This window comes from Paenibacillus sp. JNUCC 34 (assembly GCF_058269055.1).
Window position 1 is genome coordinate 3,637,983 of sequence record NZ_CM177770.1, and the last position, 23,939, is coordinate 3,661,921.

A 23,939-nucleotide genomic window follows, 5' to 3' on the forward strand; every position below is an offset into this window, starting at 1 on the left:
TCCTTGTGTTAATCCAGACTGTCTTTACGTCGGTTAAGCAGCATGAGAAATACCGTCAGCACGAGGATTATTAGGAACAGCAGATAAGACACTGCCGTGGCAAGCCCCATCTGTGAAGCCAGAAATGCATTGCGGTAAATATACAGCACGACCGTCATCAGACTGCCTCCAGGATTACCGGCTGTACCTCCGATCAACCAAACGTCTGTAAATCTTTTCATACCACCGATGGTTCCCATAATGAGCATAAAGACAAATATTGGCCGCAAGTAGGGAATGGTAATATAGAGCCACTTACGGTACGTTCCCGCTCCATCCACTTCTGCAGCTTCGTATAGATCACGGGGAACACTTTGCAATCCAGCCAAAAAAATGATCGTGTTATAGCCAAGCGCACCCCATAGGCTCATCAATACAATGCTGTACCGGGAAACCTCCGGATTCGTAAACCAGCCAACCGGCTCAAGACCGATAAAACTGATCACGAAATTGATCAACCCTTCCTTTGAAGGAAAGAACAAGAATGAGAATAACAGGCTTGTTGCGACTCCAGATACTACGTTAGGCAGAAAGTAGACCGCTTTAAAAAAATTTTTTCCCAGATGCCATTTCAAATTGTTGATCAGACTTGCGAGAATGAACGACAGGGCAATGCCAAGCAGTACGGACCAGATGCCCATCACAAAGGTGTTTGTAAGCGCTTGCCAAAATAAGGAGTCTTCTAAAGCATAACTGTAATTGCTCATACCTACCCATTTTCCATTCAAAGCAAGGCCTGATGTCTGGTGAAAACTCATAAACAGTGCAGCAAACATCGGATAAATGGCAAAAGCAAGCACACCGACAATCAAAGGAGCACTAAACAAGTAACCCATCCAATCATTACGTGTAAATCTGAACTTCCTCTTGGACATAGTCCTTTGATTGGATAGGTATTTCCCTTCTGGGGTGGATGACAAACAGCCCCTCCTCCTCTCTAGATTGAGATCCGGATTGAATGACGAATGGATGTACACTCGCTCTAATCCATTCTGTAAATGGTTATGTGGACAAATCCGGAATATGTTGTTTTTTTATACGCCAATTTATTTCTATAACCAAAAAACCTGCGAGAATTCCGCAGGTTTTGGTTGTAATTTCCTCCTTCCTGCGGATCTTTTTTATAACAGCAGGCTTATTGTCAGCAGATTAAACAAGGCCAGCGGCAGAATAGGATTGAAAGGGGCAATAGGTCCCGGAGGGTTGAAACCAGGGGAAAATCCCGGAAAGAAACCACGCATGTCGTCAAGTGGATCCATGCTCAAATACACAAAATCCACATCCACCCCTACTACCACACCCACAATAATCTCATTATGCACCGTGTGGACTTGCACTTTTCGATTGACCATGTTATTCATCGCATGATGTACTTTTTCCTTGTGTTGTTTCATTAAATGCGCGGTATGTTGGTCGCATTGGTAAACGACATGATGACTCGGGTATGTTGTTGTCATATGTTCACTCCTTTTATCGTCCTTACCCTCATTGTATGCATACGCCCAATACAGGGTGTATGCCTATTATTAACATAAAGAAGGGGTTGTCCCCAAGTCATCACAGATGACCAGAAGACAACCCCTTTTTTTGTTATATAAAAATCATTTTAAAATCCGATTTGCGCCATTATATTTAGGTCCCCAATAGGAGCTGTTTATGCTGTCAATTGTTACTCCGCTGCTAGTGGCAGAAATAAATTTATTATCACCGATATAAATGCCTACATGAGATGTTGAAACTTTGTTAGTAATGAAAAATACGAGATCCCCTTGTTTTAAATTGCTCTTTGACACCGAAGTTCCGTAATTGTCATGCATCGACACGGAGCTATGAGGCAAGCTGACACCCATTTTACCATACACATACTTCACATAACCCGAGCAATCAAATCCGGTGGATGGCGAGGCACCTCCCCAAACGTATTTGGTCCCAAGGTATTGTTTAGCTAGTGATACAGCCTGATTTCCTTGGGAAGTGCTTGGAGCTGTCCAGGCAGGAGGATAATTTTTTCCATCCGTACTGATGATAGCAATTTTGTTTTTAGAGTCCCACTTCAAAGAATAGCCAAACGTTTCTGATACAAACCGAACGGGAACAAAAGAACGGCCATCGACGATCCGCATGCTCGTGTCCATGACAACTTGTTTAGAACCGACTAAAGCAATATTGGAACCGGATTTTAGTACGATGGTGGTGTTTCCCTTTTTAATCGTTACTTTAGAGCTCGTAGAACTAATCTTTTCATAGTTTACGGTGGAGCCCATTTTTTCTACGATCATTCGAATAGGCACCTGAGTGAATCCTTTACTGTCAATAAACGGCTGCTCGTCCGGAAAAGAAACTAAGGAATCGTTAATTTGTACCTTAATGGAAGAAGTAGCAGCGCTCGCTGGATCAGAGCTAAGTACGAGAGTCGAGGCGACAATGGCCCCTGAAAGTAAAACCGATTTCAGTAAGTTATTCATGATGTTTTCCTCCCTGTTGCTTCCGAGGTTAGTTGACGGATTCGGAAAGAGGTATTTCCTAGTTTATATTTTCAAATAAACATTCACCCCAAATAAAGCTCCCCCGTACCAAACGTTATGCTCGTCTGGATTCAGCACTTAATAAACCAAGTTAACCATTATAAAGTAACATACCCAGCTCTTTGATATAGGTCGAAATTGTGTCCATTTTATGAAATTATGAACAGATTGTAACTTTTAGAGCGAAATTGATACTTTTTCGATACTTATAGTACGTGTTCAAAAAGGTCGGTTTTCAGCACCGAAGCATATGCTTCCGATGTGCGTTTTTTCAAAACGCTTGAGTTGGATGAAGCTAGGGACTGAGGAGCGGAGCTGCACGTTTTCGTAGAAAACGTCTTCGGAAGCATCAGCTGTTTTGGGTACGTGAGCACCTAAAATGTTTCCGGAGGAAACATACTTCGTAAGCATCCACTTAGGACCGGCTGAATTCAAGATTCGATGCCGAGCCCACTTCCTGATTCACTTCGTGATCAAAAGCGGACTTTTTGAACAACCTCTTATAACAATTCGGACTTCACCATATACATATATAATGAAAACCTCGCTTGACTTTTTCCAAAAAGAAACCGTATATTAATGTCATACCCTCTTAATAAGGAGAGATTTTGATGTCGGTGGTCGTTCTTAACTAACCAAATTTCATATGATTGGAAAAACCCTTTTTTTCATGGCCTGAAAAGGCTATGTTTATTTTCTTATGGTTTTTTCCATCTGTGTAATTAGTTAAGAACAACGGATATCAATTGAAGCCCGGGAGGTCTATCCTGTTTTGGCGTCTTTTCATCCGTGCTGAGTTCAGCACGGATTTTTTGGTAAATAGGACTGCGTACAGTAAGTGCTGGCAGCTCTATTTCCTATGGAGACGATCAATTTCAAGGCGGACTGACTAAAGGCAGAGAGTGAACCTACGTTCATTCTCTGCCTTTTTTTGTTTTTCACGGGCTCTTTCAGGCAAATATACACCAATACAAAGGAGTTTGATCACAAATGAATTTAGCTACAATGAAATTACTGCAATTCGACAAGGTCCAAACCGAACTGGAACGCTTTGCCGTCTCATATCTCGGGAAAAATCACATTCGTGAAATGACCCCTCTCACCCAGCTCAAGGTAATCCGGCATAGGCTGGATGAAACTTCTGAAGCCAGTACACTACTCCGTGCTGGGGCAAGTATACCCATCCCTTCCTTGGAGGGAATAGAACCTGTTCAACAGCTGCTGGGGACCGGTTATGTGCTTAGTGAACGCGACTTCGGCCATATCCAACAATTCCTACGCAGCTGCAGGCAGCTCATACGTTATATGGCCACCAAGAGCGAAATTGCTCCAAAGATAGCCTCATACGCCACTTCAATGTATGAACTCGCTTCATTGCTCTCAGAAATCGAACGCTGTATTTATAGCGGCCGTGTTGTTGATGGTGCAAGTAAGGAGCTTGCGAGAGTCCGCAAAAAAATCGCTGTATCTGAAGAGCGAGTCAAGCGAAAACTCGACAGTTTACTCAGCAAACACCGAGCCATCATGCAGGAAAGTCTGGTCAGCAAACGTAACGGCAGGTATGTTCTGCCCATCAAGAAAGAACACCGCAAGCAAGTTAACGGGGTCGTGCTGGATGAATCGGCAAGCGGACAAACGGTTTATATCGAGCCTAGTGATGTCGCAAGCCTCCAACATGAGCTGAGCTTTTTGCAATCCGAAGAAACCCGTGAAGAGACCAAAGTGCTCAGTGCATTGACCGAAACGGCTGAGAGATACAGTCACGAATTGAAGCTGAATGCAGATACTGTCGGAATGTACGATTTTATTATCGCGAGGGGTAAATACGCCCTGTCCATCAGCGGACGAAACGTGGAACTTAATGATCAGGGGATCATTGCGCTCAAGCAGGCCACCCATCCTCTGTTGGGGCCAGGTATGGTCCCACTGGATTTTGCAATCGGTCGTAACTACAAGTCCCTGATCATAACAGGTCCAAATACAGGCGGTAAGACATTAACACTCAAAACCGTTGGTCTATTAACCATGATGGTTCAGTCGGGTCTGCTCATCCCTGTTCAGGAAGGCAGTCAATGCAGCATATATGAACAGATTTCAGTCGATATCGGAGATGGTCAAAGCATTGAACATGCGCTTAGCACCTTTTCGGCTCATATAAGAAACGTCAATCATATTTTACAAACCGCCAATGACAAAACGCTGATATTACTGGATGAAATGGCTTCAGGCACGGATCCTGGAGAAGGTATCGGCCTCTCGATCGCCGTGCTGGAAGAGCTGCATCGCCGCAGGGCTACGGTTGTCGTTACGACTCACTTTACAGAAATCAAAAATTTTGCACGTATAACTCCTGGGTTCGAAAACGCACGAATGGAGTTTGACACAGAGACACTTGAACCGAAATACCGGTTGAAAATCGGAGAGGCCGGACAAAGCTATGCTTTTGTCATTGCTGAGAAATTGGGGATTCCTTCAGCAATCATTGCACGTTCCCGAGAAATTTCTGAAGCTGGTGTAGGACATGACAATACGATGTTCCCAAGTTACAACGTCTCCACGAATGAATCCCATACAGATGAGATTCATGTGCCTGCTAATGAAGACAATCCGGAAGATGTATCTATTGAGGAAAGTCACAGTCCTGATGAGGATGATTTCTCTGATCAATCAAGTCACGATGTAGAAAAACGATCCGAGGAAACGCCTCACAGCGAAGGTCGAATTCATGAGAAAGATCATAGCTCGAAATCCACTAATTATGAGCTCGGAGACAGCGTGTACGTATCGTCCTTGAACAGGACGGGTATCGTCTGTGAAACTCAAGATTCGCGCGGTATGGTTGGCGTGATGATCCAAAAACAAAAGATCAAAATCAACCACAAACGCCTCACACTGCATATTGCAGGTAAAGATCTGTATCCTGAAGACTATGACATGGATATCGTTTTTGAGAGTAAAGAGAACCGCAAGAAACGGAAGTTGATGAACCGAAAGCATGTCGAGGGACTAACCATTGAAATAAAACCTGAATCCTAAAGGAGGACATAACTATGATAAGAACAGAAAAAATCCAGGATTACACCCAAGTAGAACAACTGCTGAAAAACGCGTTTAAGAATGAGGCTGAGCCTCGACTTGTTGAACGTATCCGTGACACCGAAGACTTTATTCCGGATTTGTCCATCGTAGCCGAGGCAGATGGACAAATTACCGGGCACATCATGTTCAGCTTAACTGAAGTATTAGATGATGATCAATCATATCAAGTAGGTTGTCTCGCCCCTCTCGCCGTTGAGCCGACCTTACAGCGTAAGGGGATTGGCGGGGCGTTAATTCGAGAAGGTCTGAACAGATGCCGGCAATTCAACATCCCGTTAGTATTTCTGATCGGTCATCCTTCGTATTATCCGCAATTTGGATTTGTTAAGGCAGGTGATTATGGCTTTCAATTGAAACAGTTCGAGGTTCCGGAAGAGGTCTTTATGGTTTACGAAATCGAGGAAGGTGCTCTACACCGTTTCAAGGGCGAGCTCTGCTATTCCGACGCCTTTTTGGAAATGGAATGAATCGCTTCAATAAATAAAAACAACAATCCTTCATCAATCAGCGCCATAACCAGATTTGTGGCAATGTCGGCGGTAAATGTTGTACAATAAAGCTTAAATGACAATTTGAAGGATGGTTTTCAACATGTATTTAGCTGATGATTGGAAAGATTATGAAGTTATAGATACCGGAGGCGGAGAAAAGCTCGAACGTTGGGGCGATGTTATTCTGCGCCGCCCGGATCCGCAAATTATTTGGCCGCTCAACAATGACAGTAGTGTATGGAGAAACGTTCACGGCCATTATCACCGGAGCTCATCGGGCGGCGGAAGCTGGGATATGAAGAAGCAGCTTCCTGAGCGTTGGAACATCTCCTATGACCAGCTTAAATTTCACATCCGTCCGACGAGCTTTAAGCATACCGGTCTGTTCCCTGAGCAGGCTGCTAACTGGCGCTGGATGATGAACAAAATTTCGGACGCCGGTCGTCCAATCCGTGTGCTCAATCTGTTCGCATACACTGGAGGAGCAACCGTTGCTGCAGCTTATGCTGGCGCACAGGTAGTTCATGTAGATGCAGCAAAAGGCATGGTACAATGGGCGAAGGAAAACGTGGCTTTGTCCGGTCTATCAGACCGCCCTGTCCGCTTCATCACGGATGACGTATTCAAATTCGTACAACGTGAGCAGCGCCGCGGGAACAAGTATGAAGCTATCATTATGGATCCCCCATCCTACGGCCGGGGTCCAAGCGGAGAAACTTGGAAGCTCGAGCAAAGCTTGTATCCATTCTTGGAAAGCTGCCTCGATATCCTGTCAGATAATCCGCTCTTCATGCTGATTAACTCCTATACAACGGGTATTTCACCTACCGTGCTTAAAAATATGCTGTCCATGACCATGCAGCCAAGATACGGCGGCAGCATCAGCGCTGGCGAGATCGGCCTGCCGATCACCAACTCCGGACTTAATCTGCCTTGTGGAATTCTGGGACGCTGGGAGTCGTAGAGTATGAATGATCAGAAAGCCAATTATCCTGAGGTACCGATTGTCTATGAGGATAACCACGTGCTTGGAGTCAGCAAGCCCGTAAATATCCCTTCACAGGAGGATGCCTCCGGTGATGCAGACATGCTTACGATACTCAAAGATGACATCAAGGTCCGGTACAACAAGCCAGGTAACGTGTACCTTGGTCTCGTTCACCGACTGGATCGCCCAGTCGGCGGTGCTATGGTATTTGCCAAAACCTCCAAAGCGGCCTCCCGCTTATCGGAGTCTGTCCGCAGCAGAAGCTTCCGCAAACTATACGCAGCGGTAGTGCATGGCAAGCCCAAGCAGCCTTCCGGCAGACTGGTAGATACGCTGTACAAAGACAGCCGCAGCAACACGGTTCGCGTTGTCCCTAAAGGAACAGAAGGCTCCAAGGAAGCGATACTCGATTATACGGTGCTTGCGACTGAAAACGGTATGAGTCTCGTTCTAGTGGAGCTTCATACAGGGAGACCTCATCAGATTCGGGTTCAGTTAAGCCATGCAGGCTGGCCATTGTATGGTGATCAGAGATATGGTAACGGTCTTAATAAGGTAGGTCAACAGATTGCACTATGGTCGGTATTTGTCGGTTTCCCGCATCCTGTGAGCAAGGAAGAAATTAGGATTGAATCCATGCCACCGACGTTGCATCCGTGGAATCTCTTCCCTTCTGGCCGTTTGATCAGAGAGATTAAAAACTATTGATAAATCAATTCAAGAGCCGAGATCTGTTTCATGGATCTCGGCTTTTTTGACATGCAGATTTATGTGTTAACACATTTCTCTCCACATTAAATACTACAAGATTGTCTCCCCCAAGAAGACAAATTTACCCTTTACATTTTTTAGTGATTATCTAAAAATAGTAATTATAAATACCAAATGAATCCATAGTTGGTATGGTATAGACTCCAGCAGAGTTTATATAGCATGATTACAACTCATAGATTTCTAGGAGGTGATATCACAACTGTATACATATTAGTAAGATGATGTTCACTTGAAGCATATTTTTATAATCCAAGGAGGTTTTGTTAATGACATTTACGTCTGGTCAAAATTACAAGCGCTTTCATTTGAAGCCACTGTACATGGTTCTTGGTTTCTCATTCATGTTTATTGCTGTTATGATGATTTTTTCGAGCAGCGCCTCGGCCCACGGATATATCGAATCTCCTGCAAGCCGTGCTGTTCTGTGCAAGAGCGGTGATAATACAAATTGCGAGTATACTAAGTATAACGCTAACTCGCTGGAAGCCCCGGGGAACTTCCCAGCTGCTGGCCCGGCTGACGGACAAATCACAGGTGCAGGCCTTGACCTTTTTAAGGAGTTGTACGAACAAACACCAACCCGCTGGGCAAAAGTAGACATGAATGGCGGAGCCAACACATTCACCTGGCATTTAACTGCACCACATGCGACTAAGGAATGGAAATATTACATTACGAAAAAAGGTTGGGATCCAAGCAAACCTCTCGCCCGCGCTGATCTGGAGCTGTTCTGTTACTTCGATGACGGCGGCAAGAGACCGGATGTCACAGTATCGCACACATGCAACGTACCGACAGATCGCAGTGGTTACAACCTGATCCTCGGCGTATGGGAAATTGCCGACACAGGCAACGCTTTCTACCAAGTGATTGACGCAAATTTGAATAATTCCGGAGGTGGCAGCGATACACAGGCACCAACAGCTCCTACAAGTCTGAGTGTTACGGGTACAACAACTTTCAGCGTGTCGCTGGCTTGGAATGCAGCGAATGATAATGTAGGCGTCACCGGCTATGACATTTACAGCGGGACTGCGCTGGTTGGTAGCGTATCTGGCTCTACACTTAGCTATACAGTCACTGGATTAACTGCAAATACACCTTATACCTTCACGGTAAAAGCAAAAGACGCAGCCGGTAACGTGTCTGCAGCTAGCAATAGTGTAAGCGCCACGACTACTTCCAGTCCAACCAATCCCAATCCTGGCGTAGCGGAATGGGCAGCCAATACAGCTTATCAAACAGGAGCGTTGGTCACTTACAACGGTAACACTTACGAGTGCCTTCAGCCACATACCTCACTTGTCGGATGGGAGCCAACAAATGTGACCGCATTGTGGTCTTTGAAATAATCCGATTGTGACACTACCTTATACAAACCTATGATCTAAATCAGAAGCCCTCTGATCTTCAGCCATTTTAGAGCTGATGGAGCAGAGGGCTTTTTAGCATCATAATTATAACAAAAAAGGAGCTACCCTCGCAGTTAAAACTGCATTGGAACAGCCCCTTATCGGTGCATTTCTATGCTGTGGTGATGTCCTTTTTTATGCTGTGTAATCAGCCGGTATCATAATAGATATTACACTTTTAGACTCTAGTTGAAAGCTTAAAATATCTGCTCCTTGCAGCTTCAAAGCCACATTCTCTGACTCCTCACCATTGTTAAACAAAACGATTGCCATCGATCCATCTGTATTTTTAAAAGCTACTGAACGAATGAGGTCATTACTTGAGGAAGATGCAATGTGCAATGCTTTAGGACGAATAAATTTGCTAAAATGCGCCAGCGCATAATAATCCAGCGTATACGTAAGCTCCTTCGTCTGCTGATTAATTGTAACTATACCGCGACAGGTGCTGTTTCCAAATCCAGGTACGGTTGGACCATTCTTCTCATCCAGTGCCATATTCCACAAAACAAAGGACTTGCTGTAATTCCTAAGAATCTCAATCCCTGTTCGAATAACATTGGAAAAGGCTTGTTCAAACGGTGGAATCCATTCCCCGCCTGATCCTTCCGTGAAATGAACCTCCTTATAAGGAAACGCATCAAAAACCTCCGATTGAGCTGATGGCATTCCGCCATACCAGTGCCATGCAACACCATCTACCTCCGCATTCGCTTGCTTCAGCACCGTCCGTGGATAGTCTGGCTCATCCCAGTTATGGTCATAGCAGAAAATTTTGGTATCAATATTGTGCTTGATGAATTGCGGCTTCAGATGATTTTTAATAAAACCACTTTGCGCCTCGGGTAGCATGATCATGCCGGGATAATGACCTGGAGAATACAGCGCCTCATTTTGTGGAGTGACGGCATATATCGGCAGACCACTCGCAGCATACGCCTGAATATAACGTACGAAATAGCTCGCATAGACCGAATAATATGGTTGTTTTAGTTCCCCACCAATCATAGACCCGCTTGTTTTCATCCAGCCCGGTGGACTCCAAGGTGAACCCATCAGCTTGATTTCAGGGTTTAAACGTATAGCTTCTTGCAGAAGTGGAATGATATCTTCTTCGTCGTGTGCAATCGAAAACCGCTCTAACTCCACATCGGTTTCACCTGCCGGCAAATCATTATAACTATAAAAGTCCCGCGCATAATCAGATGCGCCCATCGGGTTGCGCAATACCGACAAGCCGATCCCATCCTTCGGATCGAATAATCTGGTCATGAGCTCCGCTCTCTGTTCCGGTTCCAAGATTTGATGAATCAAGAAAGCTGAGGAATCCGTAAAAGATGCGCCAAAACCGTCCATCTCCTGATAAGTCTGGTCCTCATCAATGGTGATCGTATTCATCTTTGCTTTCGGAGATACAGAGGATAATTGTTGCACCGTTTTCTTTACGAATAACTCTTCTTCGCCATTTGACTGATAGATTGTGATGTTCAGCATGCTGTTTCCCTCCAAGGTTTCTTTTTAACTTCCTATCCCATGATTTAGATTAGGAAGAGCCCCCTTCACATAGGAAAGGGGCTCTTCCATGATGAAGCGTATCTTTATTTCAGCCCCAGCTTTTCTTTGTTTGTCTTCATCTTCTCATTGCGAATTTCCACGATTTTATCCCAGTTGTTATCTTTCAGGAATGTCTTATATTCATTCAGAACGCTCTCGAACCCAGCATCATCCTTGGCACGAATCATACTTACCAGTGTTGAATTCCATTTGGTATCGATGGCGCTTAGGGCACGGGCTTCAGGAGTCCCTTGGTCAGGTTTAATATTCTCTAGAATGAAGTGCGGTTTTAGTTTCCCTTTACCCCAATCTTGCATTTGCTTGATCGCATCTGGGAATGCATCACCACTCAGCGCTTTATGACGGTCATGACCAAAGAACATGAATTCGCCCATACGGTAATCTTTTTTAAAGGTATCCGGATTATTCAATTGAAGATCCTTCACCGCAGGCAAGAACTCAACTGTACCATCTGCGCTTACTTGATATGTCTCGCCTTCAATACCATAGTTCATCAGCATTTGGCCTTCTTCGCTTATCAAGTACGTAAATAGCTGAATGGATTTAGCAGGATCTGCATTGTTTTTAGTAATAAAGCTAATCATCCAACCTGTGATACCAGATTGATTCAGGGTCGGCGCAGTTCCAACCGTGCTTTGAGGCCCATCAATAGCGATGTATTCCTTGCCCGGATTCCCACTAAAGAAGCTTTGAAGATTACCGCCTTGTTGCGGGGTTCCGTCTAACAGCATCGTTGCATATTTGCCTGCTTTCACTTTTTCTTCAAAAGCCGTTCCGTCATCCGCAAAGCTATCATCACTAATAGCTCCGTTTCTGTATACGCTATTTAATGTCTTCACCCAAGCTAAATAATCTTCATCCAGGTTGCGATTGTAAAATTCGCCGTTCTCATCTTCAAACGGTACCCCAATGAAATCCTGTAACGCATCGCCGAGCGATCCGGTGCCTTGACCGATGGAGTTAAATCCGAAAGGAATCAGCGCAGGGAATTGTTTCTTGATGTCGCCAAGAACAGCCTGAAATTGTTCCGGCGTTCCCATGGTCGGCTTACCTAAAGCTTCGTAGACATCCTTGCGAATGATAAACGCAGTTTTCGCAGGGATATTGCCGCTATCATAGTCTTGTTGAGTATTGGAATAGTTCGGATATCCGTAAGTCTTGCCGTCCTTCAACTGGAACCAGTTTATCGTATCTTGTGCTGCAACCTTATTGAAATAAGGATCATATTTCTCAGCAAGATCATTTAACGACAGCGCCCATGTAGCCGCTTTTTGCACAACCGGGGAATTGGAATCAAATGTCGTGATCAAATCCGGCATTTCGCCGCCGGCAAAAAACGTATTCAATTTGGTGTCGTCACCCGTAATGAATTTAATATTGATGTTCAAATCTTCTTTGATTTTTTTGGTTACAACATCCTTACCAAAATCCGTGTTCCACCAATCTGCATTCACGTACCAAGTCAGGTCTGTCGCCTCTTCTTTTTTATCCAGCTGCCAAGCCGGTTTTTCTGGATCCGGTGTATATCGATCTTCTATTGAAATCCAGTTTTCCTTCTTCGAGCCGGAATCGCCGCCCGATCCACAACCACTAACAATCAATACAACAGCCATCAATGCAGTGAAAAGTGTGAATCCCTTTTTGCCAAAAGCTTTGTTCATCATAATCATCCTATAACCCTCCTTTTAATAAAAGCGCTTACTTAATGACCCTGCATAAATGTTTGCTAGAAATTTTTACTCTTTGACCGCCCCCAGCATCATTCCAGAGATAAAGTACTTTTGAAGTATTGGATACATCACAACAATCGGCAAAGTCGTAACGACAATTGTTGCTAGTTGGACCCCTTTTGTGGTCGTCTGGATCGCAACCGAGCCAATATTTTGCATGGTTTGCGTCTGTGACTGTACGATAATTTCATACAGCATCATCTGTAAAGGATAGAGCGATTGATCCGTGATGTATAATTTGGTTGTCATAAAGTCATTCCATTGCCCGACCCCATTAAATAATGCAATAGTAGCCATGGCCGGCATGGAAAGAGGTATGAATATACTTAAGAAAATTCTCCAGTCTCCCCCGCCATCGATCTTCGCTGACTCTTCGAGTGAATCCGGCACATTTCGGAAGAAGTTCATCAGAATAATTACATCATAGAAACTTAAGAGAGCCGGAATAATATAAACCCAAAAGCTATTTAACAGACCTAGTGATTTGATCAATAAATAAGTCGGTATCATACCGCCCGAGAAGAACATGGTAATAACACCCATCGTGACATAGAACTTGCGACCGCGTACGTACTTCTTACTTAAACCGTAACCAACCATGGCACAGAAGAAGACGTGTGTCGCTACCCCAATCACGGTTTTGGCAACCGAGATAAAGAAAGCCTGCCATATGCTTGCATCCCTAAATACGGCCTGGTAATTCTCCAGAGAAAATTCAGTAGGCCAAAATATAAACCCGCCTTCTGCAAGAGACCTGCCCGAACTGAAGGATGAAACGACAACATTCCATAATGGAACAATGATGATAATTGTGAACATAGCCAGCAAAATAATATTGATGGTATCAAAAATTCGACTATCCAGATCCCCTTTAGCTGCTTTCAAATTCACTGTAAAACCCCCTCTCTGTATGACCTATAAGACGGATTGATCATCATTTAATTTGCTAGTTACTTTATTGGCTGTAACGAGTAGAATCACAGACACAATGGAGACACCCAAACCAACGGCAGTAGCATAAGAGAAGTCACCCTGTGTCATCCCCATACGATATACGTAGGAGTTGATAACCTCGGCTTTCTCCCGGTTTTGCGAGTTCATCAAGACTAATGTTTGGTCTAGGTTCGAGCCTAGTAAACCGCTTACAGTTAGTATCAGATTTAAGCTGATAATCATCTTCATATTAGGAATGGTAATATTCCAAATTTGTCTGATCCGGCTTGCACCATCTATTTTAGCGGCCTCGTAGTATGTAGGATCAATTTTAGCCATAATCGCCAAGTACAAAATCGTTCCCCAGCCAGCCTCTTTCCAAATATCCGATAAAGTTGCAATCCACCAATACTTATTCGGATCCAGCAAAATATTTTGCGGCTGCGAGATTAACCCTAAACTGAGCAGAATTTCGTTTAACAATCCGGATGTCGAGAACCAGGTAATCAGCATACCGCCCAGAACGATCCAGGATAAAAAGTGCGGCAGATACGAGATGGTTTGTACGAACTTTTTGAACCGTCCCATACTTACCTCGTAAATCATAATCGCTAGAATAATCGGAATGACAAATCCGATCGCTAATTTCAGAAAGCTGATTCCCAGCGTATTGACTACAGAGTCCCAAAAATACTTGTCGGATAAAATAATTTTGAAATTGTCCAAGCCAACCCATGGAGCGGAATCCAACGTATCAATGACGGTGTAGTTTTTAAAAGCAATCGTTAAACCGTAAATCGGTACGTAGCAAAAGATAAACATAAAAATAATGCCAGGAAGGATCATCGATTGAAGCTCCCATTGCCGCCTATAATCAACCAAGAATTCCCTCACTCTTTGCCCCCTTGGCTTTTTTCCGGTTGGCTGAACCGTTCCTGTGCCGGTTGGCTGAACTGTAGCTGTTTTGCTCACCTGCATCGCCTCCTTAAAGAAATTAAACGAACAATAAAAACGTTTTTATTTTGGGCCAAAATAATCCCGTGAATATCTCATTTTTTTAAGAAAACATATCCGGAATGATCATATTCCTTGATTAAACTGGATCATTCCGGTCGATCTTTACATGACTTGAACCACGTACAACAAGCTCACCTGCCAATTTCTGAACCTTGCCTTGTTCTTTCTTCTGAATCATACGAACCAGATGCTCAACGACCAGCATTCCCTGTCTCGCAATCTGATTCCTTACAGTGGTTAGAGGTGGAGTAAAATACTGCGCGATATCAATATCATCGAAGCCTACTACGCTGATGTCTTGTGGGACTTCATATCCATGGGATTTTAATGCCCGTATACATCCAATTGCACTCACGTCATTACCAGCTAAAAAAGCATCCGGCACTTTCCCAGGGTGTAGGTGAAGGAACGATTTGACAGCATTATAGGAACCTTCTTCTTCAAAATAACCCTGCAAGATATAGTCTCCATCAATCGGCAACTGAAACTCGCGTAGTGCAGCTAGATATCCTTCCCTCCGCTGAACACTATCAAACATCGTATCGACGCCAGAGATATAGGCAATTTTCTTATGTCCAAGGCTGATCAGGTATTTGGTTGCTTCATAACCAGCTATATAGGAATCAAAAATAATGCTTCCCATCGTCTCGTTCTGAACAACACGATCCAGAAAAACCGCTTTAATTTTACTTTTTTCCATGGCTGCAATTTCTTTTTCATCGATTCTCAATTCTTCAAATATAATGACACCATCCACACGCCCGCCCAAAATATTACTCATAATGACCTGCTTATCTTTCGTAACAAAAACATTCAATCCGTAACCAAGGCGGTCACATTCACGTGACATGGATTCAACCAATATATAGAAGTACGGCCCCGTTACGCTTGTTGTAAAGAAGCCTAGCATCTTGGTCTTTCCCGACTTTAACAGTTTTCCATTTAAGTTCGGGACATAGTTTAATCGCTTCGCTACGTCTAGAACATGTGATTTTGTCTCCGGATTCAATACATCTACATCATTCAGTGCATTGGAAACCGTAGAAATGGAGACCCCCGCCTCCCTGGCAACATCTTTGATGGTTACCTTTCCCATATCAATTCGTCCTTTACTATAAAAACGTTTTTATTTATAAACCTAAATTAGCATAAAAACGTTTTCAATACAATGCTTTTTTTAGAGAAGCATGAAAAAAAATTTTGACGAACAAAAAAACCGCCCACTGAAAAGGCAGTTTATTAAAACATCATTCTCAATAGATTAAACGCAGTATCAACAAGCTATGCAAGTGGTATATCTTCAAAAGGTACGTATTTGTTAGGCTTAATTTCCTTATATACTCGAAGATGAGTCACGGTCCAGGTTGGAAATGGGGCTAGAGGTCGCCCCTTTAACTTCCTGCCTATACAGGCAGGAACAGATTTTTAGCATATATAACTCTTGTTTAACCTGCTTCCTGGGGAGCAGTACTAACTTTCCCGAGTAGGTATACAAGAAGCTGCTGATTATGGGACGAGATCCGGTTTAATACGTGGGACAAATAATCTTCTCTGACCTGTATCCCCCTTAACACCTCTTGGCGTCCCCGATCCGAGATCGTAACCCATACAATACGTCTGTCCTTTTCATCACGTTCCCGGATGATCAGACCATTCTTCTCCATCCGGTCAAGCAGCATGGTTACCGCAGCAGGACTCGTTGCCAGATAAGGTATAAAATCAGACGGCTTCATTTTCTTTTGCTCCTCCAGCACTTCGAGCACTGTGAGCTGGGCTTCGGTCAAAGCAGGCGCAAGTCCATTCTCCATATGAAGTTTATAATCCTTGGCCAACTTGGACCATACTTTTGCAAATTCGTTCGTATGCATTATTTACCCCTTCCTCTCCAAGAAAAATACTAATGTACTACTTAAAAGGCGACAGGTTCAGCACGTTGAAAATCCGGTATTTTATATGATTAACTTTCGTGCCCACAGCCTGATTTTCCTGCTATTTTCGTTAAAAAATATAATTTCCAAGCATGCGACAAATGCCGTCAAGCCTGTAGTGACAAGCTTTTTCAGACATCTCATGCTTTCGACAAGAGCCGCGACTCTTCACCATGAACACCACAAAAAAAAGACAAATCGCTCAATCGAGCAATCTGTCATTTTTTATATAGTCTCTCTTGAGAATTGACATCATTATTCCATCCTCTAGTTTCCCTTTAATCAAATCCCTTTCCCTGACTACTCCCTCGTGAATAAAATTTAGCTTGCTCAATACTTTAACAGATGCATCATTCCCAGGTGTGATTGTAGCTTCAATCCTATTCAAATTCATAATATCAAACCCATAATCAATAACTGCTTCTAATGCTTCTGTTGCATATCCTTTACCCCATTCTGCTTGAGCAATGTCATAACCAAGTTCTCCCCTTCTAGCTCCTTCATCAAAACTTCCCAAGCAACATGTTCCGATTAATTTATTATTCTCTTTTAATATAATCCAGATTTATATGTAAATTCCCTCAGCTAAAATGACATGAAATTTCTGAATTTAAATTGCGCCATTACCTAAAACCCTGTACGTTATTTATGTGCTGAAAACTATTAGTATCTCCGCCTGTTTTTATGACGATCTTATCGATGTATTCCTGGAATACGGCTTTTTTGGTATCCTCGTCTTCGGATAATAATTCCTGCTGCTTAGAAAATAGGATATCTTTAATAAGCCGGTCGTCAATATCCGTCTGGCTCTGAACGAGATTAATTCGTTTAGTTCTTCCTCCAACAACTCTCTTCGGTTTTGCGCTTCTACAATACGATCCAATCTAAATTGCCAAGCGCTTAAAAGAATACGAAGACCCTACCGGCCTATATGCTGGTAGGGCCTATATGCTGGTAGGGCCTCTCTTCAGCTTTGTGGATGCTAGGTCTTATTAGATGAAACCACAATGACATGAGACAATAACCAGCAAGATGAACAATACCAGAATAAATCCTATTCCTCTACCGAATCCGTCGAATCCTCCGACGACTCCTCCGCCGCATCCGCATCCTTCACCCATGAATGATTCCTCCTTTGTTTTAAACTACACCTTATCTTATGATGATTAAATTGAACGGTTAGGGCGTTTAGGTAACAATTGTTTTTACTTCACTAATCTCCTGAGCCTAATCCGCCTATAAACGCTCTCCACCCAACAAGTAGAAATGGCTTTGCCGTCCTTGTAAGACGGCGGCCGTGGGGTTAAAGGATGGGATGCCGACACTGCATTCGATCGAGCATATGATCTCGGACGAACGAGGGCTGAAATTATTCAGGGGTTGCAAAGTTTGGAGAGTCAGGGATATATTTTTTGGCAAGACGAGAACACGACTCAGAGCATTGTTGTGATGAAAGACAGCCAAGACGTTCCACAGCAGGCGAAAGAGCAATTTAGTGGTTTAGATTATTGGATGTTTTACTGAGGTAAGAAGGAAGAATGCAGTTGGGAGCGAATTGAAACTTAGGTAGGAGCTTAAAGTAAGTAACGGTCCTCTTTTGTTAGAGCGGCCGTTTATCAAACCCTACAAGCAACTTTTAGCTGTTCTTTTAAAAAGTAGCTTGTAGGGTTTTTACCAATGACACGGGGGCGTCGTGAATACAAGAACGTTATACGAAATTAATGCATTCATCAATAACCTAAAATGAACAAAGGATGATACGAGTGCTCGGGTTACCTAAAGGTCAGGTTTTTCTCGTTCCTTGGACTGAACAATGGGAAAATGAATTTATAGAAGAAGAGAAAAAAATAAGGTTCGAATTAAATGACAGCATCTTGGCTATTCATCACATTGGGAGTACCGCGATAAAGGGTTTAAGTGCAAAACCCATAATAGATATCGCAATAGAAATAAAATCATTTGAAGAGGGAATTAGTTGTGTACCTGGATTAGAGAAGATTGGATACTCTTACAAAGGAACTGATGTATTACCTGATCGCCATTATTTTAATAAAGGAGAACCAAGAACACATCAAATCCATATGTATCAGACCGGAAGCGAATATCTTTATAAGCAACTGACGTTGAGAGATTATTTAAGAACCAATGAAAACGCTAGAAAAAAATATCAAGAACTAAAAGAAAAATTGACAAAGGAAAACTCAACAAATAAGTTTGCCTATGCTGATTCAAAAACAGATTTTATAAATAGGATTATATTGGAGGCTGAGCGAGGAAGGCAGTAACTGCGTATAACAACATTTTCACGCTTCGTGGCTGACACTCCTTGGTCTGCCAGATGAATTATAGAAAGCGATTTCAGACAGACAACCCTGCGAGGCTAAGCCCGTCGGGCCCGGCGCTGGCGCGCCTTCTATTTATTCTGATTTCAGGATGTAGTTCTCAAGAAAGTCCAAGCTCTGGGGAAGTGCAGCCGATTGGGCATATAATTTTGTTGTCTGGAATGGTGACATATATGAAATACTAAATGAAGAAATAAATACGTCAGTTTCCAGTAGAAGAAAACCTGGCAAGGGCGTCACGTGGCGTAACGAACCTTAACGGTGCGTAGATAGGCCTTGAGTTTTGACCATAACTGCTCAAAAAAGACTAAATATTTCGTTTCTCATACTCAAAGGGTTCTTCACAAGAGTAAATTTCATGGAAAAATCCCTTATACGGGATATCGTCTTCCAGGCATTTTATGAGATACGACAGCACCTCGTCACACTCAGTCTCTTCACCATCGTTCTGCATATCCTCAAAATAACCTAAAATATTTTCCATGATGGTTACGTTGATAAATAAGGACAATTGATCCAACATCGATTTTTCCACCTCGGTCTCGGATCTGTATCCCGCGAGGACTGTATTGAAATAATCCTCCATAAACTTTTTGCGTTTGTCCGCGTCTGGTTGGAATTGTATCCAGCCCACCCCGTTTGTCCAGAGATCTGCTAGGTCATACATATACCAACCGAAACATGAATTATCGAAATCATATACGGTTATTTGCCCGGTATCAAAATTGATCGAATAATTCCCATCGTTGTAATCAAAATGGATCATACCGAAAGTCTCCTGGTTCCTGTCCAATCCTTCTAAGGATTTAAGGAGCTCTACCAGCTTCTCCTTAAGCAGAGATAATGAGTCGGGTATCAGTTTATCGATATATTCGGCATTATATTTATCAAAAAAACTATACCGTCGATGGACAGGAGTATACTCTTTCGACAATTGGTGCAGTTTCCCCAGGGTTTTACCGCAATTATAATAATATTCGGTAATCGGAACTCCTTCCCGGTACCGATAATTATTTTCTACAAGCATTTTTCCCTTAGCCTTTTCAAACAGGCAGACAAAAAAGGTGTGGTTATTGTAGGTGATCTCCTCGAGCAGACTCCCCTTCCGGGAGCTGATTACATTTGAGACACTGCCTCCATGCTCAAATAGATACCGAATATATTCCAATTCACCCAGAAAATCATCTCGGCTTCTGTCAGGTAAGAAAGCGATTCTGAGTATTTTTGAATTGCTCCCCTCTTTCTCACAGGTATATACGACATTCCGCCCTCCTTCATGTGGCGGAATCAGCTGGATTTCACAGCCTTCTAATCCGAACAACTCCGATGCTACCGTAAGTAAATAGGTATCTCCGATTGAAACAACCTCATCATAATTCATACATTCTCCCTTTCGCACAAACATCTATTTTTTGTTACTATACAATAAGAACGTACCACATTAGCGGCACGCTCAATGGACTTTTTTGATCATTTTAAGTGTACTTCACTCTGATAGGTGCAAACCACTCCATTTTACAATATTAGCCATCATATGCATCCGTATCAATTTTTTCGAAGAAGAATTCGCTATCCAGAAGCTCACATTTTATTCAGGTTCATAATTAACACCTGTTTTCATGAAAAATATTAATTGATTATAAAACAAATATTCGTTTTATTTATTTTAATTTTATTTGTATACTCGAATTAATTCAATATCTTTGTTACATTTCTTTTATTAGGAGGGACTTATGAGCGGAATTGCAAAAACGCCACAACCGCCTTATTATGCGGTGATTTTTACATCTGAAAGAACTGATGGGGATAAAGCATATGCGGAAATGGCAGAGGAAATGGAGAAACTTGCATCTGTCCAACCTGGATTTTTAGGAGTAGAAAATGCTAGAGATGGCTTAGGTATTACAATATCATATTGGGAATCTCTCGAAGCTATACAAAAATGGAAGCAGAACGAACGACATTTGATTGCTCAAAGACGAGGTATGTCTGATTGGTATCTCAGATATAAAACGAGAGTCTGTAAAGTCGAACGGGATTATGGATTTGAAAAAAACTAAAATCCATTTGGTCAATTCAATTAACGGGTAACTATACCGTAATAGCCATTAGGAAAAGATAGCCAATATTCTCGGCTGCCTTTTCCCCGCGAACGGGCTGGATAGCGTAATATTTGGGTTGTGGTTATAATGTTTAATAGGGCCATTTCATTGTTCCAATTCATCAGGAGTTACCAATGACCTGTGTCGAAATATTCGAAAAGGGGCAAGTTGTGTGCAAAAGACTGAAAAAATTTACAACACTGCAGTAGAGGCAACTTTAGAGGTAATTGGTGGGAAATGGAAACCTGTTATTCTCTTTCATCTGACATTTGGTAAGAAACGCAATAATGAATTTAAGAGCTTGATTCCCGCAATTACTCAGAAGATGTTAACGCAGCACCTTCGGGAGCTTGAAGAAGAGGGCGTCATCTTACGTACTTCCTATAATCAGGTACCACCGAGAGTTGAGTATGAGTTGACAGACTACGGCTGGAGTCTAAAGGAACTCTTACATCTGATGTGCCGTTGGGGGGATTCGCATATAGAGAGAAAGTACGAGGGAAAGGCTACCGTTCTGGTTAATCCAATGCTTACAGACGAAAATAACAGTTAAGAAACCGCCCCCATATACAAGGTCGGCTTTCTTATTTTATACGGTAGTTTACGGGATGACTTTACGCTTGCGGAAGTCGTCGAAGATGTTCATAAACATTGCTTCGGTATCGACAAATTCGTGAAAGCCTAAGCGACGTGCCTTAGTTCCGTCGGCAAAGAAATCATAATCCCAAGAGAATACGAAATCGCCGAATGGCCATGACGATACGTCTTGATAGGAATGTTGAGCAAGTCCATGCTTCTCGACCATTTTGTTCCAAAGCTGCTCCTTGTCCGCCATGACAACGTCCAATGACATCTGCAACGGTGGCGCCATTTCCATGCCGAAGTATTGAGCGATCTTCGGCCATAACTCATTCCATCGGAATAGATCGCCGTTAGTAATGTTGAATGCCTGATTCACACAGCGCTCGTCAGTAGCCGCCCATACTGTTGCCTTTGCGAGAAGTCCCGCGTCTGTCATTTCCAAGAGGCTGTTGTATGCTCCCGACTTACCTGGAAACCGCAAAGGTATTCCAAGTTCCTTCGAAATTGAAGCGTAAATCGCTATGACCATTGCGAGGTTCATCGGATTCCCAAGTGAGAAGCCGCAGACTACAGAAGGACGGAGTGCCGACCAAGTCCAAGCCTTACCTTTTTGCCGTTGTTCTAAGAAATCTTGCTGATCAATATTGAACTCAGGAGGCATGTGGTTGGCGTCTGTCTCACGAGCAGGAGTTTTGAATGGTCCGAGATGTGCGCCGTATACCTTGTATCCCTGCATCAGACTGACATGTTCCAAGCCCGACGCGATTGATTCGATTACATCTACGATGTTCACTAACATGGCGAGATTCGGTGGAACAAGTTCAGCCCAAGTTGGACGCTCTTGGTAAGCAGCATAAAAAATATGTGTTACCTCAGTTAAATGGCTTAACTTCTTGTGAAGCTCGTCTATATTGAGTAGATCCGCAGCCACATATCGAACATGGTTGTTAGATTCTCCACCGCGACGCGATACGCCGATTACGTCCCAATCAGGGAGAGTGATGAGGTGATCGATGAGGTTGCGACCTATAACACCATTTGCACCCACGACCAAGGCGACTTTACGTGTTGTTGTAGATTCATTATTCATAGTGTTCCAGCTCCTTCTGTACAATTCTTTGTGCAACATTATTTTGCATCAACTAACCATACATAGGAAGTACGCACTTTAAAGTGACATAAGCACTTTAAAGTAAGTAATCAAGGTATATTCAGACGAAAAAAAGTCAGTCAACTCTCTCTTTGCTTTCTTAATCATCATGGTGGATGGGTATACTCGGCGCGAGCTTTTCGCTTTTCAACGGTAGATTAAGTTAACGAGCAGAATAATGGTATCGATAATACGGATCATCGCGCTATCTGTAACGGCAAATTTTTCCCGCTTATTTCTTTATGATTTTCGTTATCGTATAGTATTGGATAAATTGCGTTTGATAAAGGAGTCAGTTGTGAAATGCTAAAGATCAGTGCTTTTTCCAAGTTGAGCGGTGTTTCCGTCAAGGCGTTAAGATTTTACGATAGCGTGAAGTTACTGGAGCCCGCCGCTATAGATCCTAATAATGGCTATCGGTACTACACCCAGGAGCAGCTTCTGACCGTTAAGCGCATTATCGCCTTTAAGGAACACGGTTTCACACTGGATCAGATAAAAACCTTTCTGGAAGAGCATCCATTACCTGAAGTAAAACTAAAGTTAACCGATAAGAAGAAAGAACTTGAGCGTTCCATCCTGGAAGCGCAGCAGCAGTTGAAAGAAATCGATAACAGGATTGCTCACGTCGAAGAAGCGGATAAGCGCCAACATGAAACACCGATAACCGTTCGTAACGTACAGCCTCAACTTACGGCTTCGATTCGTGATATCGTTCCGCGTGCGCACCTATGTCTACTGCTTGACGAACTCACAAAGTACGTCAATTCATATGGGGAGGGCGAAGGACGAGATCTGACGATTTTATGGTATGATCATGGCGGCACGTACACGGATCAAGCCGATCTAGAGGTTGCAGTACCGCTGACAAAGGTTATTCCAAGCAACGAAAGAGTGAATGTCCGCTTACTGCCCGAGTTAAAAGCGGCCGCTTCCCTTGTACACCTGTGTAGTCCTTACGATGACTCTTGCCCTGCTGAAGATCAGTTAGCATCATGGATCTCGTCTCAAGGCTATGTCTGTTCCTATAAAGATCCGATCCGTGAAACATATTTAACTTCGGACAAAGATATTTACGGAAATATGCGCTTGGCCGAATTGCTCTTTCCCCTTGAGCTTGGTTAAGATCATTGGTATCTCCATGCCATCTTCCGGAGTTCATTTTTTCTCTGAAAATAGTTTTGTAATCCCCTCTTGACTCTCCCCTTTACGGGAAGGTGTACAGTAGCATTACATCATAAGGGAGTGAGTT

Annotated in this window: 23 protein-coding genes and 1 riboswitch; of the genes, 10 read left to right on the top strand and 13 right to left on the bottom strand. The window is 43.1% G+C overall.

Annotated features, from left to right (window positions below; all coding sequences use genetic code 11):
• Window positions 1-8 precede the first annotated feature (8 nt).
• The 3 genes from AC2TF5_RS16995 to AC2TF5_RS17005 all read right to left on the bottom strand — a co-directional run bounded on the left by AC2TF5_RS16995 (window position 9) and on the right by AC2TF5_RS17005 (window position 2,504).
• Window positions 9-959, bottom strand: coding sequence for a carbohydrate ABC transporter permease (locus tag AC2TF5_RS16995; RefSeq protein ID WP_491298285.1), 951 nt, complete (start codon window positions 957-959; stop codon window positions 9-11).
• Between the two features lie 201 nt (window positions 960-1,160).
• Complete coding sequence (locus AC2TF5_RS17000; RefSeq protein WP_491298287.1) at window positions 1,161-1,496, bottom strand: hypothetical protein; 336 nt, start codon at window positions 1,494-1,496, stop codon at window positions 1,161-1,163.
• A gap of 144 nt (window positions 1,497-1,640) precedes the next feature.
• Window positions 1,641-2,504: a C40 family peptidase gene (locus AC2TF5_RS17005; RefSeq protein WP_491298288.1), complete on the bottom strand. Its 864-nt coding sequence runs from the start codon at window positions 2,502-2,504 to the stop codon at window positions 1,641-1,643.
• A gap of 2 nt (window positions 2,505-2,506) precedes the next feature.
• Window positions 2,507-2,651, bottom strand: a riboswitch (cyclic di-AMP (ydaO/yuaA leader).
• A 903-nt stretch (window positions 2,652-3,554) separates the two neighbouring features.
• On the opposite strand from AC2TF5_RS17005, the gene AC2TF5_RS17010 reads away from it, so the two are divergent.
• From AC2TF5_RS17010 to AC2TF5_RS17030, 5 genes are all read left to right on the top strand, one after another.
• Window positions 3,555-5,600, top strand: a complete 2,046-nt coding sequence (locus tag AC2TF5_RS17010; RefSeq protein ID WP_491298289.1) for an endonuclease MutS2 — start codon at window positions 3,555-3,557, stop codon at window positions 5,598-5,600.
• A 14-nt stretch (window positions 5,601-5,614) separates the two neighbouring features.
• A complete protein-coding gene (locus AC2TF5_RS17015) occupies window positions 5,615-6,130 on the top strand; it encodes a GNAT family N-acetyltransferase (RefSeq protein WP_491298290.1) in 516 nt (171 codons plus the stop codon).
• 124 nt (window positions 6,131-6,254) lie between these two features.
• Window positions 6,255-7,118 (top strand): class I SAM-dependent methyltransferase, encoded by an 864-nt coding sequence (locus tag AC2TF5_RS17020; RefSeq protein WP_491298291.1) that lies wholly within the window; start codon window positions 6,255-6,257, stop codon window positions 7,116-7,118.
• A 3-nt stretch (window positions 7,119-7,121) separates the two neighbouring features.
• Window positions 7,122-7,850 carry an RluA family pseudouridine synthase gene (locus AC2TF5_RS17025; RefSeq protein WP_491298292.1) on the top strand — a complete coding sequence of 243 codons (729 nt, stop codon included), beginning with the start codon at window positions 7,122-7,124 and terminating at the stop codon, window positions 7,848-7,850.
• A gap of 332 nt (window positions 7,851-8,182) precedes the next feature.
• The gene (locus AC2TF5_RS17030) at window positions 8,183-9,268 is read left to right on the top strand and encodes a lytic polysaccharide monooxygenase (protein WP_491298293.1); all 1,086 of its coding nucleotides are present in this window, start codon (window positions 8,183-8,185) and stop codon (window positions 9,266-9,268) included.
• Between the two features lie 195 nt (window positions 9,269-9,463).
• Here AC2TF5_RS17030 and AC2TF5_RS17035 read toward each other — a convergent pair whose 3' ends face one another.
• From AC2TF5_RS17035 to AC2TF5_RS17070, 8 genes are all read right to left on the bottom strand, one after another.
• The gene (locus AC2TF5_RS17035) at window positions 9,464-10,822 is read right to left on the bottom strand and encodes a glycoside hydrolase family 30 protein (protein ID WP_491298295.1); all 1,359 of its coding nucleotides are present in this window, start codon (window positions 10,820-10,822) and stop codon (window positions 9,464-9,466) included.
• Between the two features lie 104 nt (window positions 10,823-10,926).
• Entirely contained in the window at window positions 10,927-12,573 is a 1,647-nt protein-coding gene (locus tag AC2TF5_RS17040; RefSeq protein WP_491298297.1) for a type 2 periplasmic-binding domain-containing protein, read from the bottom strand.
• 66 nt (window positions 12,574-12,639) lie between these two features.
• Window positions 12,640-13,524: a carbohydrate ABC transporter permease gene (locus AC2TF5_RS17045; RefSeq protein WP_491298298.1), complete on the bottom strand. Its 885-nt coding sequence runs from the start codon at window positions 13,522-13,524 to the stop codon at window positions 12,640-12,642.
• 24 nt (window positions 13,525-13,548) lie between these two features.
• Window positions 13,549-14,538, bottom strand: a complete 990-nt coding sequence (locus tag AC2TF5_RS17050; RefSeq protein ID WP_491298300.1) for an ABC transporter permease — start codon at window positions 14,536-14,538, stop codon at window positions 13,549-13,551.
• Between the two features lie 121 nt (window positions 14,539-14,659).
• Entirely contained in the window at window positions 14,660-15,679 is a 1,020-nt protein-coding gene (locus tag AC2TF5_RS17055; protein ID WP_491298301.1) for a LacI family DNA-binding transcriptional regulator, read from the bottom strand.
• 349 nt (window positions 15,680-16,028) lie between these two features.
• Window positions 16,029-16,451 carry a MarR family winged helix-turn-helix transcriptional regulator gene (locus tag AC2TF5_RS17060; protein ID WP_491298302.1) on the bottom strand — a complete coding sequence of 141 codons (423 nt, stop codon included), beginning with the start codon at window positions 16,449-16,451 and terminating at the stop codon, window positions 16,029-16,031.
• 262 nt (window positions 16,452-16,713) lie between these two features.
• Window positions 16,714-17,028 carry a GNAT family N-acetyltransferase gene (locus AC2TF5_RS17065; protein ID WP_491298303.1) on the bottom strand — a complete coding sequence of 105 codons (315 nt, stop codon included), beginning with the start codon at window positions 17,026-17,028 and terminating at the stop codon, window positions 16,714-16,716.
• Window positions 17,029-17,503: 475 nt separating this feature from the next.
• Window positions 17,504-17,632, bottom strand: coding sequence for a hypothetical protein (locus AC2TF5_RS17070; RefSeq protein WP_491298304.1), 129 nt, complete (start codon window positions 17,630-17,632; stop codon window positions 17,504-17,506).
• A gap of 268 nt (window positions 17,633-17,900) precedes the next feature.
• On the opposite strand from AC2TF5_RS17070, the gene AC2TF5_RS17075 reads away from it, so the two are divergent.
• Window positions 17,901-18,035, top strand: a complete 135-nt coding sequence (locus AC2TF5_RS17075) for a hypothetical protein (RefSeq protein WP_491298306.1) — start codon at window positions 17,901-17,903, stop codon at window positions 18,033-18,035.
• 239 nt (window positions 18,036-18,274) lie between these two features.
• Window positions 18,275-18,796, top strand: a complete 522-nt coding sequence (locus AC2TF5_RS17080) for a GrpB family protein (protein WP_491298308.1) — start codon at window positions 18,275-18,277, stop codon at window positions 18,794-18,796.
• A 364-nt stretch (window positions 18,797-19,160) separates the two neighbouring features.
• Here the strand turns inward: AC2TF5_RS17080 and AC2TF5_RS17085 are convergent, their stop codons facing one another.
• Window positions 19,161-20,234 carry a phosphotransferase enzyme family protein gene (locus tag AC2TF5_RS17085; protein ID WP_491298309.1) on the bottom strand — a complete coding sequence of 358 codons (1,074 nt, stop codon included), beginning with the start codon at window positions 20,232-20,234 and terminating at the stop codon, window positions 19,161-19,163.
• A 352-nt stretch (window positions 20,235-20,586) separates the two neighbouring features.
• Between AC2TF5_RS17085 and AC2TF5_RS17090 the strand changes: the two genes are divergently transcribed.
• Window positions 20,587-20,913 (top strand): antibiotic biosynthesis monooxygenase family protein, encoded by a 327-nt coding sequence (locus AC2TF5_RS17090; protein WP_491298310.1) that lies wholly within the window; start codon window positions 20,587-20,589, stop codon window positions 20,911-20,913.
• 214 nt (window positions 20,914-21,127) lie between these two features.
• The gene (locus AC2TF5_RS17095) at window positions 21,128-21,508 is read left to right on the top strand and encodes a winged helix-turn-helix transcriptional regulator (RefSeq protein ID WP_491298312.1); all 381 of its coding nucleotides are present in this window, start codon (window positions 21,128-21,130) and stop codon (window positions 21,506-21,508) included.
• 48 nt (window positions 21,509-21,556) lie between these two features.
• On the opposite strand, the gene AC2TF5_RS17100 is transcribed toward AC2TF5_RS17095, so the two are convergent.
• Window positions 21,557-22,627 carry an SDR family oxidoreductase gene (locus tag AC2TF5_RS17100; protein ID WP_491298313.1) on the bottom strand — a complete coding sequence of 357 codons (1,071 nt, stop codon included), beginning with the start codon at window positions 22,625-22,627 and terminating at the stop codon, window positions 21,557-21,559.
• Between the two features lie 363 nt (window positions 22,628-22,990).
• Here AC2TF5_RS17100 and AC2TF5_RS17105 point away from each other — a divergent pair, with 363 nt between their 5' ends.
• A complete protein-coding gene (locus AC2TF5_RS17105) occupies window positions 22,991-23,812 on the top strand; it encodes a MerR family transcriptional regulator (protein WP_491298314.1) in 822 nt (273 codons plus the stop codon).
• Window positions 23,813-23,939: the final 127 nt, after the last annotated feature.